At 69.3% G+C, this 16,227-nt stretch carries 16 protein-coding genes and 2 pseudogenes; 14 read left to right on the top strand and 4 right to left on the bottom strand.

The genetic code is table 11. From position 1 onward, the window contains the following. A pseudogene (locus ACFCZF_RS39540) lies at positions 1–1,213 on the top strand (hypothetical protein); the annotation flags it as partial. Positions 1,214–1,274: 61 nt separating this feature from the next. On the opposite strand, the gene ACFCZF_RS39535 reads toward ACFCZF_RS39540, so the two are convergent. Together ACFCZF_RS39535 and ACFCZF_RS39530 are read right to left on the bottom strand one after the other, a co-directional pair. Continuing rightward, positions 1,275–1,496 (bottom strand): DUF397 domain-containing protein, encoded by a 222-nt coding sequence (locus ACFCZF_RS39535; RefSeq protein ID WP_376675774.1) that lies wholly within the window; start codon positions 1,494–1,496, stop codon positions 1,275–1,277. Then, complete coding sequence (locus tag ACFCZF_RS39530; RefSeq protein WP_375924918.1) at positions 1,493–2,359, bottom strand: helix-turn-helix domain-containing protein; 867 nt, start codon at positions 2,357–2,359, stop codon at positions 1,493–1,495. Before ACFCZF_RS39530 ends, ACFCZF_RS39535 begins: the two co-directional genes overlap by 4 nt. Before the next feature lie 328 nt (positions 2,360–2,687). On the opposite strand from ACFCZF_RS39530, the gene ACFCZF_RS39525 reads away from it, so the two are divergent. The 9 genes and pseudogenes from ACFCZF_RS39525 (at position 2,688) to ACFCZF_RS39485 (ending at position 10,955) form a co-directional block, all read left to right on the top strand. Next, positions 2,688–3,068 (top strand): ATP-binding protein, encoded by a 381-nt coding sequence (locus ACFCZF_RS39525; protein ID WP_376675776.1) that lies wholly within the window; start codon positions 2,688–2,690, stop codon positions 3,066–3,068. 176 nt (positions 3,069–3,244) lie between these two features. Further along, the gene (locus ACFCZF_RS39520) at positions 3,245–5,527 is read left to right on the top strand and encodes an AAA family ATPase (RefSeq protein WP_375924912.1); all 2,283 of its coding nucleotides are present in this window, start codon (positions 3,245–3,247) and stop codon (positions 5,525–5,527) included. Next, on the top strand, positions 5,524–6,804 hold the full coding sequence (locus ACFCZF_RS39515) for an McrC family protein (protein WP_376675773.1): 1,281 nt from the start codon (positions 5,524–5,526) through the stop codon (positions 6,802–6,804). Before ACFCZF_RS39520 ends, ACFCZF_RS39515 begins: the two co-directional genes overlap by 4 nt. A 73-nt stretch (positions 6,805–6,877) precedes the next feature. Further along, entirely contained in the window at positions 6,878–8,008 is a 1,131-nt protein-coding gene (locus ACFCZF_RS39510; RefSeq protein WP_376675772.1) for an SEC-C metal-binding domain-containing protein, read from the top strand. An 84-nt stretch (positions 8,009–8,092) separates the two neighbouring features. Then, positions 8,093–8,377 carry a type II toxin-antitoxin system Phd/YefM family antitoxin gene (locus tag ACFCZF_RS39505; RefSeq protein ID WP_375924907.1) on the top strand — a complete coding sequence of 95 codons (285 nt, stop codon included), beginning with the start codon at positions 8,093–8,095 and terminating at the stop codon, positions 8,375–8,377. Between the two features lie 5 nt (positions 8,378–8,382). After that, positions 8,383–8,769: a type II toxin-antitoxin system VapC family toxin gene (locus ACFCZF_RS39500; RefSeq protein ID WP_376675775.1), complete on the top strand. Its 387-nt coding sequence runs from the start codon at positions 8,383–8,385 to the stop codon at positions 8,767–8,769. A 184-nt stretch (positions 8,770–8,953) separates the two neighbouring features. Next, positions 8,954–9,673, top strand: coding sequence for a 3-oxoacyl-[acyl-carrier-protein] reductase (gene fabG / locus ACFCZF_RS39495; RefSeq protein WP_375920272.1), 720 nt, complete (start codon positions 8,954–8,956; stop codon positions 9,671–9,673). Between the two features lie 5 nt (positions 9,674–9,678). Further along, positions 9,679–10,446 (top strand): enoyl-ACP reductase FabI, encoded by a 768-nt coding sequence (gene fabI, locus ACFCZF_RS39490; RefSeq protein ID WP_375920275.1) that lies wholly within the window; start codon positions 9,679–9,681, stop codon positions 10,444–10,446. Positions 10,447–10,604: 158 nt separating this feature from the next. Next, positions 10,605–10,955, top strand: a pseudogene (locus tag ACFCZF_RS39485) (hypothetical protein). Here the strand turns inward: ACFCZF_RS39485 and ACFCZF_RS39480 are convergent. Beyond that, a complete protein-coding gene (locus ACFCZF_RS39480) occupies positions 10,933–11,625 on the bottom strand; it encodes a FadR/GntR family transcriptional regulator (protein WP_376675771.1) in 693 nt (230 codons plus the stop codon). The pseudogene ACFCZF_RS39485 and the gene ACFCZF_RS39480 overlap by 23 nt on opposite strands. 58 nt (positions 11,626–11,683) lie before the next feature. On the opposite strand from ACFCZF_RS39480, the gene ACFCZF_RS39475 reads away from it, so the two are divergent. The 4 genes from ACFCZF_RS39475 (at position 11,684) to ACFCZF_RS39460 (ending at position 14,307) form a co-directional block, all read left to right on the top strand. Further along, complete coding sequence (locus tag ACFCZF_RS39475) at positions 11,684–13,117, top strand: CynX/NimT family MFS transporter (RefSeq protein WP_376675770.1); 1,434 nt, start codon at positions 11,684–11,686, stop codon at positions 13,115–13,117. 75 nt (positions 13,118–13,192) lie between these two features. Next, positions 13,193–13,309: an SGM_5486 family transporter-associated protein gene (locus tag ACFCZF_RS39470; protein WP_376675769.1), complete on the top strand. Its 117-nt coding sequence runs from the start codon at positions 13,193–13,195 to the stop codon at positions 13,307–13,309. A gap of 182 nt (positions 13,310–13,491) precedes the next feature. Continuing rightward, positions 13,492–13,698, top strand: coding sequence for a hypothetical protein (locus ACFCZF_RS39465; protein WP_376675768.1), 207 nt, complete (start codon positions 13,492–13,494; stop codon positions 13,696–13,698). A 90-nt stretch (positions 13,699–13,788) separates the two neighbouring features. After that, on the top strand, positions 13,789–14,307 hold the full coding sequence (locus ACFCZF_RS39460; protein WP_375920292.1) for a histidine phosphatase family protein: 519 nt from the start codon (positions 13,789–13,791) through the stop codon (positions 14,305–14,307). A gap of 57 nt (positions 14,308–14,364) precedes the next feature. Here the strand turns inward: ACFCZF_RS39460 and serB are convergent, their stop codons facing one another. Beyond that, positions 14,365–15,609 (bottom strand): phosphoserine phosphatase SerB, encoded by a 1,245-nt coding sequence (gene serB / locus ACFCZF_RS39455; protein WP_376675767.1) that lies wholly within the window; start codon positions 15,607–15,609, stop codon positions 14,365–14,367. Positions 15,610–16,227 lie beyond the last annotated feature (618 nt).

Raw genomic sequence — 16,227 nt, 5'->3', positions numbered from 1 at the left:
GATCACCGATCGCCTTCGAGAACGCCTTCCACCTCACACCAACTACGCTTGCACCAGCCGCATAACCCGTGTTCAGGATTCGGGGTCAAGGCCCCTGTTCCTGACAACAGAGACTCTCGATAGGGGCGGCTGGGTCCAGAAGGGAACGGTCTTCGTCCGTGAGGAGGAGCGCGCTCTGCCGCTGTATGAGGGCAAGTTCGCGCATCACTTCGACGGTCGCTTCGCAACATACGAGAACGCGACGCAGGCCCAGGTCAACAAGGGCACGCTGCCTCGGTTCGATGTTGAGGCGCATCAAAATCCGGCTAAGGTGCCGGTGCCTCGCTACTGGATTCTGGAAGAACAGGTTGACGATCGGCTGGCGGGGGAGCCGATGCAGCCGGAGACGGAGTGGCGGCACGACTGGCTGATGGGGTGGCGGGATGTGTGTCGGGCTTCGGACGAGCGTACGGTGATCGCTTCTGTTCTGCCGCGTACAGCGGTAGGCCACACCACGCCGCTATTGCTGCCGCTCAGGCAAGACCTCCCTCTGGTCGGACTTCTGGCCAATCTCTCCGCATTCGTCCTGGATTTCGCCGCACGGCAGAAGATCTCGGGCGCACATCTCACCTACACCTACCTGGAACAGCTTCCGATCCTGTCCCCCGACGTCTATACCCGTCAGGCCCCCTGGCTCAGCGGCAGGACCTTGGGCTCCTGGGTCCGCGAGAGAGTCCTCGAAATCACCTATACGTCTTACGAGATGTCCCCCTTCGCCCGCCACCTCGGCGACGAGAACCCCCCGTTCGTCTGGAACGAGGACCGCCGCTTCGAGATCCGAGCCGAGTTGGATGCCGCGTATTTCCACCTCTACGGGCTCCCAGAAGCCGACATCGACCTGGTTCTGGACAGCTTCCGTGCGTTCCGGAACAGGTCTCCGGACCTCTTCAAGCGGACCAGGGACAGAATCATCACGATCTACAGGGAGATGGAGGAGGCGGCCGAATCCGGCGACGCGTACGTCAACCCGGCCATGACGCCACCCCCTGGCCGGGGCCCCCGCCACGCGCCTGGCCGCAGCCCGCTCACCCGGCCGGAGCGGACCACCCCCAAACCCCCGCCGGCCCCTGAGCCGGCCGGGGCGAGAGCACCGAGCGACGAACCGGACGCCGGGGGCGGGCTGTTCAGCGTTGCCGAGGTGGGGGTCGACGAACAGCTCGGTTTCTGGTCCTGAACAAGCCGATGGCCGCCTCAACACTTCTCGGAGTGCGGCCATCGGGGTATGCGCTGTCGGGTCAGAATTCCCCGGACATCACGCCCTTGCGGAACGCGGCCCACTCGGACGCGGTGTACCGCAAGGGCACGGCCTCTGGCCGCTTCGAGTCACGAACGGCCTTACCGCCGTCGGGGAGGTCGGTGACTTCGACGCAGTCGTGCTCCGCTCCGCTGGCTGAGGACTTGCGCCATATCGCAGTAGAGAGGTCGTAGGCATACAGCTCAGCCTTCGCGTCGTTCACTTCCTGTGGCCTTCTTCCATGTGAGCAAACCGTGCGAGCGAGTCCTCCACCGAGAGGGCCGTGGCACGGATGCGGTCGAAGGCTTTGGTGAAGGGTGCCGCGTCGTCGCCCTCAACGTAAGCCGCGCCACTGAGATTTTCCAAGAGCACGACGGCGGGCATGGGCGGGGGGAAGCAGGCCAGACTGAACCCGCCCAGCATGCCGGGGTGCGTGGTGCAGTCCAGCGGCATCAGTTGAACCGTGACATTCGGCATGTCGGCCGTGTCTAGCAGGCGTCGCAGCTGGTCTCGCATGGTCGTCGGCCGCACGGCGAAGCGCTGGAGGAGTGCGGCTTCGTGAATGATCGCCCAGAGTTCAAGGGGTGAGCCGGGGCGGGTGAGTACGGACTGGCGTGCGAGCCGTACTTCAGCCAGCGCGGCGACCTCCTCCGACGTCCGGGAGGTTGTGACGCCAGCGATGGTCTCGCGAGCGTATGCGGCAGTCTGAAGGAGCCCGGGAATGACCAGTGGAGACCATGCACAGATCGCCTCTGCATCGGACTCCAGAGAGATGTAGTCCGCGTAGGACGGCGAGACGATCCCGCTGTAGGTCTGCCACCATCCCTTCTTGCCCGCGTCCTTGGCCAAGTTCTCCAGCGCTTGGCACACATTCGGATCGCTTATGCCGTAGGCCTTCAGCAGTGCTGTGACATCGCCCGCCCTGACGGCTTGGTTGGCGCTCTCGATCTTGGACAGCTTCGGGCCCTTCCACCCCATAGTGGCCGCCGCCTCGTCGAGCGTCATCCCAGCGTCGTTGCGCAGCCGCCGCAGCGTCGCGCCGAGACGCCTGCGACGGACCGTTGGGACCAGCGGAGAGTTGGGCATATCGGCAGTCTTGCACGACCAGCTCACGCGCAGGAACCGAGTCTTGTCGTCCATTCACTAGATTGGGTAGAAAACTTGCGACCTTAGGGGGGAATCATCAGTATCGGGAGAGCGCTGTGGAGCTGAACGCGAAGCTATGCAGAACGACTTGGCTCACGAATCCGCGTACATCCCGGACCGGAGGACCTATGCCCAGCCCTGACCCTGCCCCGTCCCCGCCCGCCACCAGCTTGTCGACGAAGACACGGGCCCCCAAGCCCTCCACCCCTTCCCGCCACCGGCCCCGGGCCTCTACCTCCGCCACCGCAGCCAGGGATTCGCCGCCCACATCAGCGCGTCCGCTGACGCGTTCCGCCTCCTGCGCGGACTGACCGTCAAGGTGCTGGCGGACTACGGCGCCGACTCGGAGGCCGCCGAAGCCGCGCAGCTGGTCGTGTCCGAGCTCGTCGGCAATTCGGTGCGGGCCTGCGGGGACCACGTACCGCTGGTGGTGGAGGTGTACGTGGCTGTGTTCGGCATCGCGGTCAATGTCCATGATCCGGACCCGCGTTTGCTACCGAGGTCTCGTGGCGTTGCGTTGCACGACCCGGAGGCGGAGTCCGGGCGCGGACTGCGGCTGTTGGACCTGCTCGCGCCGGGGTGGCAGGTGTGCCGGTCGCCGATCGGGAAGCAGATCCGGTGCAGGGTGCCGATGGAGTGTGCCCTCTGACCGGCCGAGGGCCCGCCATAAGTACCTCGGACCGTCCGACTGCTGACCTGCGGCGCCGTCCCCTCGGCAGATGATTGTCAGTGGCCGCCGTTATCTTGTACGGCATTGGCAGGCGATCTCGCGTGACCAATCCGGGGATGAGAAGTACTGGCTGAGGCGAGGGCGAGGGGGAGTCCATGACCACCGCATTCGAGCTGACCGCGCGGGTGGTGCGGGTGGCCGCACGGATTCTGGCGCGGCAGCCGGAAGGGCACGGCCTCGCGTTCCGGCAGGTCTGGGAGCTGGTCCAGGCGGAGGACCCGGACCTGGAGGGCGACTGGCATGCGTCCTTTCCCGAAGTGGAGACCGCGGTCGAGAAGCGGCTCCGCTACGAGAGCATCAACCTCGGCAAGGCCGGCTGGCTGCGCAAGACCGGACGGCAGTGGCGGCTCACGGGGCCTGGCCGCGAGGCACTCAAAACGTTCGACGCGGCGGACTTCCTCGCGCATGCCCGGAATTCCTATGGTTACTGGGACAGCGAGCGCGCGGCCTTCGAGGCCGCCACGGAGACACTCGCGGCGCTGCCGGACACCGGCAAGTGGATCAGGGTGGCCGACCTGGCGGAGCACCACGGACTGGACGCGGATTTCCTGCTTCCCTGGCTTCAAGGGCCCCGTCCCGAGGGCTGGCACCTCGCTCTCGGAGATGACGGAGAGGTCCCCGAGGAGCTGGGACTCTCTCCCGTGGAACTCGATGAATGGCGCAATCTGCTCGTCCGGGACGGTGTTTACGACGAGCCCGCATCCAGCGCGAGCGCCGTCCGGGCGCTGCTCGATCGGGCTCTCGACGCGGCGGAGATCAACGACTTGGTTCCCGCCCGTGGAGACACCGTCACTGAGACGGAGCCGCCACGCAGGGCCTGGCTTGTCCGTGGCGACGACAGTCGGGGCAAGAGCCTGATCAACGGGCTCTGGCAGGAGAAGGGGATCTGCTCCGTACCCGCAGACCGGTTGCCGGTTCTCGACGACGGCTTCACCCAGGAGCAAGTGCGGCAGGCTGTCGACGAGGCGTACTCAAGCCTGAGCCAGAGCCTCCGTGTGCAGACCGCCGAGGAGTTCCACACCTTCCTGTCCCGCATGCGGGAAGGGGACATCGTGGTGACCACCGACGGCGGCAACACCTACCTCGGCACGGTCACCGGCCCCGCCCGCCAGGTTGCCGGAGGCGGCGGCGTCAGCCTCCAGCGCACCGTGAACTGGAGCAACCTGGACGCCCCCTTGGACCTGTACCGGCACCTGCCGAGGGAGATGGAGGGCCCTCTCGGCAACCCTGAACTGCGGCTGGTCGAGCTGACGGAATTCACGGGGGACCTGGAGGTCCTGCTCGACGAGGAGCCCGACCAGGCGCCCACCGAGGGGTCCGAGGCGGCGGTGCTGCCCGACGCGACTCAGGAGCTGGCCGACGAGCTGACCATGGAGGACACCTCCTGGCTCCAGGAGTGCGTGGAGCTGCTCCGGGACCGGCCCCAGCTGATCTTCCACGGGCCTCCGGGCACCGGCAAGACGTACACGGCTCTCGCCCTGGCCCGTCATCTCACCGGAGGACGTGAGGCCAACTTCCGGCTGGTCCAGTTCCACCCGGCCTACTCCTACGAGGACTTTTTCGAAGGTTTCAGGCCAAGGGCGGTACGTGCCACGCCTGCCGACAGCGCGGGGAAGGGAGACGGCCGCGGAACCGACACGGGATCCGGTTCCGGCATCGCCTTCGACCTGGTCGAAGGCCCCCTCAAGAGGTTGGCGAACGCGGCCCGCCGTCGCCCGGCAGAGGTCTTCGTGCTGGTCATCGACGAGATCAACAGGGGCAACCTCGCAAAGGTCTTCGGCGAGCTCTACTTCCTCCTCGAATACCGAAAGGAGTTCGTCCACCTTCTTTACGGCTCGGATGAGGGCCGCCGCTTCCGGCTCCCGCCCAACCTGGTGCTTCTCGGCACCATGAACACCTCCGACCGCTCCATCGCCCTGATGGACGCGGCCATGCGCCGGCGCTTCTCATTCATGGAACTCCACCCGAGCACGGACCCGACCGCCTCCATGCTCCGCCGCTGGCTGGAGAAGAAGCAGTTCTCCCAGGAAACCGCGCTGCTGCTCGATGCCCTGAACGAACGCATCGGTGAGCATCCGTCCGGCGACCGGGACTTCCGTATCGGACCTTCGTACTTCATGCGGTCGGCAGTGCACACCGGCCCGGCGGCGCTCGAACGGCTGTGGCGCACCCAGCTCCTGCCGTTGCTCGCCGACTATCACTGGGGCGACGACATCGACATCAACGCTCAGTACGGCCTGGCCTCGCTGCGGGAAGACCTGCCTCCGATCCCGGCACCGGAGCCTGTCCAGATCCCGCGCCCGGCAGCGGCCGACACCGATACCGAAACCGCCACCCCGGCCACAGGCAATGACGAACCGGCTCAGGCCGACGCATGACCACCACACCATCAGCCCTCACCCGAATCGACCTCACCGAGGGCGAGGGCTGGAGTACCTGGACGCTCAGTCCGGGCCAGGCCCACGTCCTGACGAGCGAACGCGCTGCGAAACTCGTCGACATCAAACCCGCCGGACGCCAGAGGCGAGGCACCAGGGACCGGTACGAGCTTCGCGCCAAAGCCATGGTCGGGGGCGTCAGACTCGGCGGTGACGACTCCGCCGTACAACTGCGCATCACCCCCAAGATCCCCGTGGACCGACTCCTCTACCTGCTGGCCTACGCCACGGGACACGCACAGTGGTCGGACGAGCCCGTGGAGGCCGGGGCCCGTCATGAGCTGCTGCCGGCCGTCGGCCACGCCTTCACCGAAGCAGCCGACCGAGCCCTTCGGCCCGGCGTGCTTCTGGGCTACCGCGAGGTCGAAGACACCCTTCCGATGCTGCGGGGCCGACTTCGTGCCCCGGCCCAGCTGCGCCGCAGGCCGGGCCTTGCCCTGCCCCTGGAAGTCACCTATGACGACCACACACCCGACATCGCTGAGAACCGGCTCCTGCTCGGTGCCGCTCGCCGACTGCTCGGACTCCCCGGCCTCGATCCCACGCTCAGAGCACGGCTGCGCAGAATCGTGGTCCAGCTGGACGGGGTCACCGCCCCACGGCCGGGAGCACCGCTCTCCACCTGGACGGCGAACCGGCTCAACACCCGCTACCACCGGGCTCTCGGACTCGCCGAGCTGATCCTGCGCGGCGCGTCGTACGAACTGGACGACGGCCGCCGGGTCCTGGTCGACGGCCTGCTGCTGGAGATGTGGCGGGTGTTCGAGACATTCCTCGCCGCCGCGCTGGGTGAGGAACTGAGGCGCCGTGCCGGCGGCCGTGCCGAGCCCTGCGACCGGGACCACTACCTGGATCTGGGCAAGAAGGAGCTACTGAAACCCGACCTCATCCACTACCTCCCGCCGTCCGACGGTGGCCGCCGCCTCGTCCCGGCGATCATCGTGGACGCCAAATACAAGGACGGTACGAAACGGGCCGACTTGTATCAGATGTTCGCCTATTGCGTGCGCCTCGGCGTCGGCGAAGGGCACCTCGTATCCGCTGCCGGGAGCGAGAACCGCATGGAGGTGCCCGTGGCCGGCAAGATGGTCCGGCTCTACCGCCACGTGGTCGATCTGTCCCTGCCGTACCGTCAACTGCGGGCCCGTATAGAGGAACTGGCCGGGGTGATGCTTCACATCCGGGCGGAGTCGTCGGCTCAGCTCCACGAGTCTTGACGATTTCACCCGAAAGTGCCCGCTGAGCGACGACGCGTGCGGATCGCCGCTGCCCGCCGCTAAGTTGAGGAGAATGTCCAGCAAGCGCCACCGCAAGAAGACCAACCCGAAGACTCGGGAGCGTCGCACGTACGAGTCTCAGCCCGCCTCCCGTGTCTACCTCTCCGGGACGGAAGCCGCCGCCGCGATGGAGGAGTCGGCCGACCGGTATCCCGAGTACCGGGAGGAGACACTGCGGGAGGCAGCGAGCGAGTGGGCTCTGGCCAAAGAGTTCCATCGTGCGCTCGCCATTTACGACCGGCTGCTGAAGGAGGGCTGCGAGGAGCCGGAGATGGTCCGGGCCTACCGGGCCGAAGCACTCTGGGACACAGGGCGCGCGGAGGAGGCTCGGACAGCGATCGCGGAGTTGCGGGCGCGCCACCCCAAGGACCCCGGACCGTGGCACTACGTGGCTGAATTGCTGGAATCGAAAGACGAACCCCGGGCGGCCGCGGAGTGGTTCACCGCCGGGATCACCCACGCCATCGGTCCGGGCACACCACTCACCGCCGCGTCCGTGGAGGGAGCCGAGCGTGCGATGGAGATCGAGCAACTCGTCACCGGTCGTCACCGCGTCCGCCGACTCCTTGGCGAGCCTCACGACGACTGCGACGACCTCGCCCACAAGTTGCACGAGGCCCGCTCCTCCCTGCTCGGACCCGCACGCCCGCTGGACGAACTGCACGATCCCCGACGGCAACGTGCCACCTGGGAGACCGACCCGGAGATGATGGAGGCCGAGATCAAGGCCGTACATGAGGAGGCCGCGGCCTATCAGGCCTCTCGAGTCCGGCCCCGCGTCACTTGCGTCCTGTTCTGGCCGGCTGCCGATTTCGAGGAACTTCTGGCCCGCTGGCCCACCTCTGCGGACGCCTACGGCGACGACCACGCCGGACACTTGCGGCAGGTCGAACGTACGCTGCTGGAGCTTTCCGACCAGGGCGGGACACGCCTCGCGGTCGGTCGGGCAACGGTGAGCGGCCTGGAGGCGCACGTGCGCGAGGCCGGCGGGACCCCCGACACATCCGCCGCGCGGTCCGGCTATGCGGCGGAACTGGCTCGCAGGGGCGAAGCGGCCGACTGGCCCCCGCCTCGCAATGCACCATGCTGGTGCAGTTCGGGGCTCAAGTACAAGAAGTGCTGCGGGCGCCCCGCGCTCGAGTGAGCGGCGTGGTGGGCCGCTGCCCAGGTGCTGTAGGTACAATTGAAGAGGTGTAGGTACATGCCTGCGGCAGTGAAGGAGTCCCATATGAGCACCATTTCCGTGCGCGAGTTCTCATACAACCCGAGCGCCGTCTTCGCACGTGTCGAGAAGGGCGAGGCCATCCAGGTCACCCGGCACGGCAACGTGATCGCCATACTGTCGCCGGCCGGCGGGCCCATGGAGCGATATGCGCACCTGGTGGCGCAAGGAAAGATCAAGCTGAAGCCTGTCACCACCGCAGACCGGCACAGCATGCCGCACTACGAGGTGGCGGAGGACGTCGATCCGCTGGCGGTGCTCCTGGCCGAGCGCGAGGAAGACGACCGTTGATCTACATGGACACGTCCGCGCTGGTCACCTGGATGACCCGGCGCAGTCACTGGGGCGCGTTGGACGCCTTCCTCCAGGAGCGAGCCACGGAGCCGCTCGCCACCAGCACCCTCGGCTTCGTCGAGACCGTGAGGACGCTGGACCTCATGGGGCACTTTCCCAAGGCGATGGAGGACCTGGACACCCGGATCACCGAGATTCTCCTCACCCGGGAGGTGCGTGACGGAGCGGCGTTGCTGGTCGGGCGCCTGAGGACGCTGGATGCAATTCACGTGGCCAGCGCGCTGTCGCTGCGTGACGACCTGACCGCCGTAGTGACGTACGACCGCAGGATGCTCGATACGGCCCGTGCAGAGGGGTTGCCCGCTCACGCGCCGGGCATGGTCGGCTGATTCAGGGTGTCCACAAGGGCTGTCGACTGTAGGGACCCGACAGCCAGCCCCGTAAGCCACTGTGGGTGCCCGAGTCTTTGCGGACGGGCGGGGACCGATAGGTTTCCGAGGAAGCCGCCTGTCATCGCCGCCCGTCAACCGGGGGTTCGGGCGGGTACCAGAACGCTATCGAAAGGGTGATCCGTTGAGCCGCTCGGTTCTCGTCACCGGAGGCAACCGGGGCATCGGCCTCGCCATCGCCCGCGCTTTCGCCGACGCCGGTGACAAGGTCGCGATCACGTACCGTTCGGGTGAGCCGCCGGAGGCCCTGACCGAATTGGGCTGCCTCGCCGTCAAGTGCGACATCACCGACAGCGAGCAGGTGGAGCAGGCCTACAAGGAGATCGAGGAAGCGCACGGTCCCGTCGAGGTCCTGGTCGCCAACGCCGGCGTCACCAAGGACCAGCTCCTGATGCGCATGTCCGAGGAGGACTTCACCTCCGTCGTCGACACCAACCTCACCGGCACCTTCCGCGTCGTCAAGCGCGCCAACCGCGGCATGCTGCGGGCCAAGAAGGGCCGCGTCGTGCTCATCTCGTCGGTGGTCGGGCTGCTCGGCTCCGCGGGGCAGGCGAACTACGCCGCCTCCAAGGCCGCCCTGGTCGGCTTCGCGCGCTCCCTCGCCCGTGAGCTGGGCTCGCGCAACCTCACCTTCAACGTCGTCGCGCCGGGCTTCGTCGACACGGACATGACCAAGGCGCTCACCGACGAGCAGCGGTCGAACATCGTGTCGCAGGTACCGCTGGGCCGGTACGCGCAGCCCGAGGAGATCGCCGCGGCGGTGCGCTTCCTCGCCTCGGACGACGCCTCGTACATCACTGGAGCCGTCATCCCCGTTGACGGCGGACTGGGAATGGGTCACTGATCACCATGAGCGGAATTCTCGAGGGCAAGCGCGTCCTGATCACCGGTGTGCTGACGGAGGCCTCCATCGCCTTCCACACCGCCAAGCTGGCCCAGGAGCAGGGCGCCGAGGTCATCCTGACCGCGTTCCCGCGGCCCACGCTGACCGAGCGCATCGCCAAGAAGCTGCCCAAGCCCACCAAGGTCATCGAGCTGGACGTCACCAACGACGAGCACCTCGGGCGCCTGGCCGACATCGTCGGCGAGGAGCTGGGCGGCCTCGACGGCGTCGTCCACTCCATCGGCTTCGCCCCGCAGGACGCGCTCGGCGGCAACTTCCTCAACACGCCGTTCGAGTCGGTCGCCACCGCCATGCACGTCTCGGCGTACTCCCTGAAGTCGCTCACGATGGCCTGCCTGCCGCTGATGCAGAACGGCGGCTCGGTCGTCGGCCTGACCTTCGACGCGCAGTTCGCCTGGCCGCAGTACGACTGGATGGGCCCGGCCAAGGCCGCCCTGGAGGCCACCAGCCGCTACATGGCCCGTGACCTGGGCAAGCAGAACATCCGCTGCAACCTGGTCTCGGCCGGCCCGCTCGGCTCCATGGCCGCCAAGTCCATCCCGGGCTTCGGCGAGCTGGCCTCGGTGTGGGACAGCCGCTCCCCGCTGGAGTGGGACCTGAAGGACCCGGAGCCGGCCGGCCGCGGTGTCGTCGCGCTGCTGAGCGACTGGTTCCCGAAGACCACGGGCGAGATCGTCCACGTGGACGGTGGCCTGCACGCCATCGGCGCCTGACCGGTCGCCCTTCCGGGGCCCGCATCCTTCTCGGGTGCGGGCCCTCGGCGTGTCACCCGTTCGGCCCAGTCGGCCGGGCGGCGGCGCGGCCGGCGGCGCACGCTGAAGCACGGGTTCACCACGCGTTTTCCCTCCCCAGTACGGCCGAGGAGGTCCTTGTGCGTCTGCTCCCTCGCCTGGCCTCAGCGACCGTCGCCCTCGCGTGCGTGCTGATCCTGCCGTACGAAGCCGTGTCCCACGCGCGCGTGCCTGCCGCGGACACCGCGTCGGGACAGCTGTTCGGCGCCGAATGCAGGGTTCGCGTCGACGACTCCGACGTGACCGCCTACTGCCACAACCCGTACCCGGAGACCGACCACGTGCGTCTGCACGTCGAGTGCGCCCGCTGATGGGACCTCGACAGCGACGGTTCGGCGGTCCAGGCCGGGCCCGCGCAGACCGTACGTCTGGACGGACGGTGCTGGAAGGAGGTCCGGGCGGCGTGGGTCAGTCACCAGCGGGCGAGCTGAGCCGGCCCGGGCGGCACAGGAACGGATAGCCGGCCGCCTCCTCCGCGGCGGTCCCGGCGTCCCCCGCGCGGACGGCGTCGACCAGCCGCGTGTGGTCCATGTGCGTCTCCGGCGTCAGCTCGCTGCCGACGTCGTCGCGCAGCCAGTCCCGCATCACCTCGCCGAGGTCCGCGTACATGGCGGTCATCACGTCGTTGTGCGAGGCGGCCACGACGGCCAGGTGGAAGGTCGCGTCCGCGGTCACGAACGCCTCCGTGTCGCCCGACTCCCAGGCCTCCTCGCGGCGCACCAGCAGCGCGTCGAGCTGCTTGAGGTCCTTCTCCGTGCGCCGCTCGGCGGCGAGCCGGGCGGCGGCGGACTCCAGGGTCGAACGCAGCTCGGCGATGTGCCGGGGGTCGGCGTCGGCGAAGCGGCGCTGCATCACCCCCGCCAGCTCGCTGGTCGCCACGACGTACGTACCGGAGCCCTGGCGGATGTCCAGCAGGCCGTTGTGGGCCAGCGCGCGGACCGCCTCACGGACCGTGTTCCGGGCGACGCCGAGCTGTTCGACCAGTTCGGGCTCGGTCGGGATGCGGGAGCCGACCGGCCACTCGCCCGAGGCGATCTGCTGGCGCAGTGCCGCGATGACCTGCTCGGACAGCGCCGAACGACGGGGGTGACTCAGGGGCATGGCTCACCTTCGCACGCGAGTGGACAATCAATCATCCCATGATTCTATGATGGGTCTCATGGCTAGTGACGAAACCCGGACGGAAACACGAACGGAGACTCGGACGGAAACGCGAACGGAGACTCGGGCGAAAACCTCTGAGTCCGCGACCCTCGGCGAGTCGGCCGCGCACCAGGCCCAGGTACCCGGCACGACGCCCGAGGCGCCATCCACGCGCGCGTGGACGACGTGGACGACCCGCCTGCTCCTCCTCGGCATCGTCCTGGCCGCGTTCAACCTGCGCCCCGCCATCACGAGCCTGGGCGCGCTCCTGGAAGAGGTCCGCGACGGGCTCGGCATGAGCGGCAGCGTGGCCGGACTGCTCACCTCCGTGCCCCCGCTCTGTTTCGCCGTCTTCGGGGTCACCGCCCCGCGGCTGGCCCGCCGCTTCGGGCCCGGCGCGGTGGTCTGCGCGGGCATGGTCGCCATCACCGCGGGCCTGCTCATACGCCCGTACGCGGGCGGTACGGCAGGCTTCCTGGCGGCTACCGCCCTCGCCCTGATGGGCATCGCGGTCAGCAACGTCCTGATGCCGGTCATCGTCAAGCGCTTCTTCCCGGACCGGGTCGGTTCCATGACCGGCCTGTACTCGATGGCTCTGGCCTTCGGCACCTCGATCGCCGCCGCGGCGACCGTGCCCGTCACGAACGCGCTGGGCGGGCACTGGCAGCCCGGCCTCGCGGTGTGGGCCGTGGTGGGGGCGGCGGCCATCCTGCCGTGGATCCCGTTCGTACGGCCCCGGAAGGCACCGTCCACGACGTCGCCCGCCCGGGACGCTTCCGACGGGGACGGGGCCGACGGGTCCACCGCCGAGCCCGCGACCGTGCGTGCGGACCGGCCGGCGGAGCCGTCCGCCGAACAGCCCCCGCTACGGATCACCCGTAGCCGTACGGCCTGGGCGCTCGCCGTCTTCTTCGGCCTCCAGGCCACCGCCGCCTACATCACGATGGGCTGGATGGCGCAGATCTTCCGGGACGCGGGCGTGTCCGCCGGCACCGCGGGGCTGCTGCTCGCCGTCATCATGGTGATGGGCGTGCCGCTCGCCTTCGTCATCCCGCGCGTGGCCACCCGCCTGCCCCATCAGGGCCCGATCGTGCTGGTACTGGGCGTGTGCGGGCTCGCCGGTTACGCCGGCCTGTACTTCGCTCCGGCCGGCGGCGCCTGGGCCTGGGCCCTGCTGCTCGGCGTCTCCAACTGCGCCTTCCCGCTCGCGCTGACCATGGTCGGAATGCGGGCCAGTACGGGTGCGGGCGTCGCCCAGCTGTCCGCCTTCGCGCAGAGCACCGGCTACTTGATCTCCATCCCGGGCCCGCTGCTGGTGGGCGTGCTCTACCAGCACAGCGGGGGCTGGGGCCTGCCGATCGCGCTGATGAGCGCCCTGATGGTGCCGCAGATCGTGGTGGGCTTCCTGGCGGGGCGCGACCGCACGGTGGAGGAGGAGGCGGCCCGCTGATCCCGGCAGCGGGCCGCCTGCCCTGGCCGACGGCCCGCCTGCCCCGGAGCGGGCGCCGGATGCGAGACTTGCCTCATGCCAGTCCTCGACCCGAACCCTCAGCACGGCCAGAAGAAGATGCTGTACGTCTTCGGTGGCTTCCTCGCGATCTTCGTGATCATCGGCATCCTCGCGACGATCGCCGCCCCGTGACGCCGACCTCGTCCGTCCGATGGTGGGGTTAACCCCCCATCCCCTAGGGGGCGAGGGTCAGGGTCAAGTGGGTGGACCTCCGGATGGGTCGGGGCCCGCGGATTCCGTAGTTTCGAGATGTGCCCGCGACAGGCGGGCCGCGGAGCACGGACCGGGACGCCCGAAGACCAGCGGAGGCACTCATGTCGGCCCCTACCCACACCCGGCCTCCCCAGGCGACCCGGGGCGGCGTCGAGATCCGGCTGCCCTGGTGGGCCCTCGCCCTGCCCGCGCTCGCCTTCGTCACGCTGTTCCTGCTGATACTCGACCCCTCCGAGGCCCACGCCGCCGCCGGTGAGCCCGGGATCGCCCACCTCCTGGAGCGGGTGCGGCAGCTGACCGCGCACTGAGGCCGGATCGCGCCCGGATGCGCCCCAGGCGGTGAATCCGCATGTCAACTCCCTGCGCCCCGTGGCCTGTTTCATGCGAAGCTGGATGCCATGAGCGTCGCAGAACCCCGCAGGATTGTCCTTTTCCGGCATGCGAAAGCCGACTGGCCACAGGTGACCGACCACGAGCGGCCGCTCGCCGATCGGGGCCGCAAGGACGCCGCAGAGGCCGGGCGCCGGCTGGCGGATACCGGCATCGCCTTCGACCAGGCCCTGTGCTCCACCTCGATCCGGACCCGGGAGACCTGGAAGCTCGCCGTCCATGAGTTCCCGCAGCGGCCGAAAACCGTCTACGAGGAGCGGATCTACGAGGCCTCGCCCGGTGAGCTGATCGCCGTGCTCAACGAGACCCCCGACGACCTGCGGAACGTGCTGGTGATCGGCCACAACCCGGGCATGGAGGGACTCGCCGAGATCCTGGCCGGCTCGACCGAGGACGAGGCCCGCGAGCGGATGGGCGGCCGGGGCTTCCCGACCGCCGCCTTCGCCGTCCTGACCTTCACGGGCTCCTGGAAGGACGTGGAGCCGGGCACGGCCTCCCTGGCCGACTACTGGGCGCCGACCGACTGATCCGCCCCACGCCCGGCTGTGGCGGGTGCTCGCTGTGTCGGGCGCCCGTCCGCCGGGTCAGATCCGGTCGAGAGGCAGGCCGAGGTCCTCGCCGAGACCCTCGTCCAGCGTGTCCGCCGCCTCGACCTCCTCGCGGGTGATGCCCAGCAGGTACAGGACCGTGTCGAGGAACGGCACGTTCACCGCGGTGTGCGCCGCCTCGCGCACCACCGGCTTGGCGTTGAAGGCGACGCCGAGTCCGGCCGCGTTCAGCATGTCCAGGTCGTTGGCACCGTCACCGATCGCCACGGTCTGCGACAGCGGCACGCCCGCCTCGGCGGCGAACCTGCGCAGCAGCCGCGCTTTGCCCGCCCGGTCGACGATCTCCCCGGTGACCCGCCCGGTCAGCTTTCCGTCGACGATCTCCAGCGTGTTGGCCTGGGCGAAGTCCAGCCCCAGCCGCTCCTTCAGATCATCGGTGACCTGGGTGAAGCCGCCGGAGACGACCCCCACCTGGTAGCCGAGCCGCTTCAGCGTACGGATCAGGGTGCGGGCACCCGGTGTCAGCCGCACCTCGCCGCGCACCTTCTCCACCACCGAGGCGTCCAGCCCCGCCAGCAGCGCCACACGCGCGTGCAGCGACTGCTCGAAATCCAGCTCTCCGCGCATCGCGGACGCCGTCACCTCGGCGACCTGGTCCTCGCAGCCGGCGTGCGCGGCGAACAGTTCGATGACCTCGTCCTGGATCAGCGTGGAGTCCACGTCCATCACGACCAGGCGCTGCGCCCGCCGGTGCAGCCCCGCCGAGACGACCGCGACGTCCACACCGAGCGCCGCGGCCTCGGTGGCCAGCGCGGTGCGCAGCGGCTCGGTCTCCACGCCGGACACCGCGAACTCCACGGCGGTGACCGGGTACTTGGCCAGCCGGAAGATACGGTCGATGTTGCTGCCGGACTCGGTTATCCGGGCCGCTATGGCGGCGGTCGCCTCCGCGGTGAGCGGGTGGCCGAGCACCGTGACCAGGGAGCGGCCGAGACCGCGCGGCCGGTTGTCGCCGATGCCGGAGATGATCTCCGCCTGCAGCTTCAGCGACTCGGCCCAGCCGTGGACGGTCGCCCGCAGGTCGCCCTCCAGCCCTTGGGGCGGCTCGGTCACGAGCGCGCACAGCACGATCCGGCCACGGGTGACGACCTGCTCGATGTCGACCACGTCGACGGAGTAGGCGGCGAGGGTGTCGAACAGGCCGGCCGTGATGCCCGGTCGGTCCTTGCCGAAGATCTTGACGAGAAGCGTGGGAACGTCAGAGGTCTGCGAAGCGCTCATGGTGCTCCAACCGTATCCGGCACCCGGTGCCTCCCGCCCCCGAGGTCCGCCTGACGGACACGACACCCGGGACGGACCCGACTCGCCCCGTCCCCTCCGCTGTCGCCTCCTGGAACGCGGCGGCGGCGCTGGAGCCGGGGGAGCCGGTTGTCCCTCGCCCCGGCGAGGACGGCGGCCGGGCACGCTTGCTTCCACCCCGCCCGGGTGCCACGACTTCGGTGCGCGGCTTTGGGCCGTCCTGCGGGCCGCGGGGGCCGCCGTACCGCTCAGGGCGGGGCCGCCACGGCCCGGTGGCCTCGGCGCCGGCCCGACTTCGGTGCGTGAACTTTGGGCCGTCCTGCGGGCCGCGGGGGCCGCCGTACCGCTCAGGGCGGGGCCGCCACGGCCCGGTGGCCTCGGCGCCGGCCCGACTTCGGTGCGTGAACTTCGGGTCGTCCTGCGGGCCGCGGGGGCCGCCGTACCGCTCAGGGCGGGGCCGCCACGGCCCGGTGGCCTCGGCGCCGGCCCGACTTCGGTGCGTGAACTTTGGGCCGTCCTGCGGGCCGCGGGGGCCGCCGTACCGCTCAGGGCGGGGCCGCCACGGCCCGGTGGCCTCGGCGCCGGCCCGACTTCGGTGCG

Source organism: Streptomyces sp. NPDC056296 (assembly GCF_042268605.1).
Lineage (GTDB): Bacteria > Actinomycetota > Actinomycetes > Streptomycetales > Streptomycetaceae > Streptomyces.
This window is presented reverse-complemented; position numbering and strand designations above follow the sequence as displayed.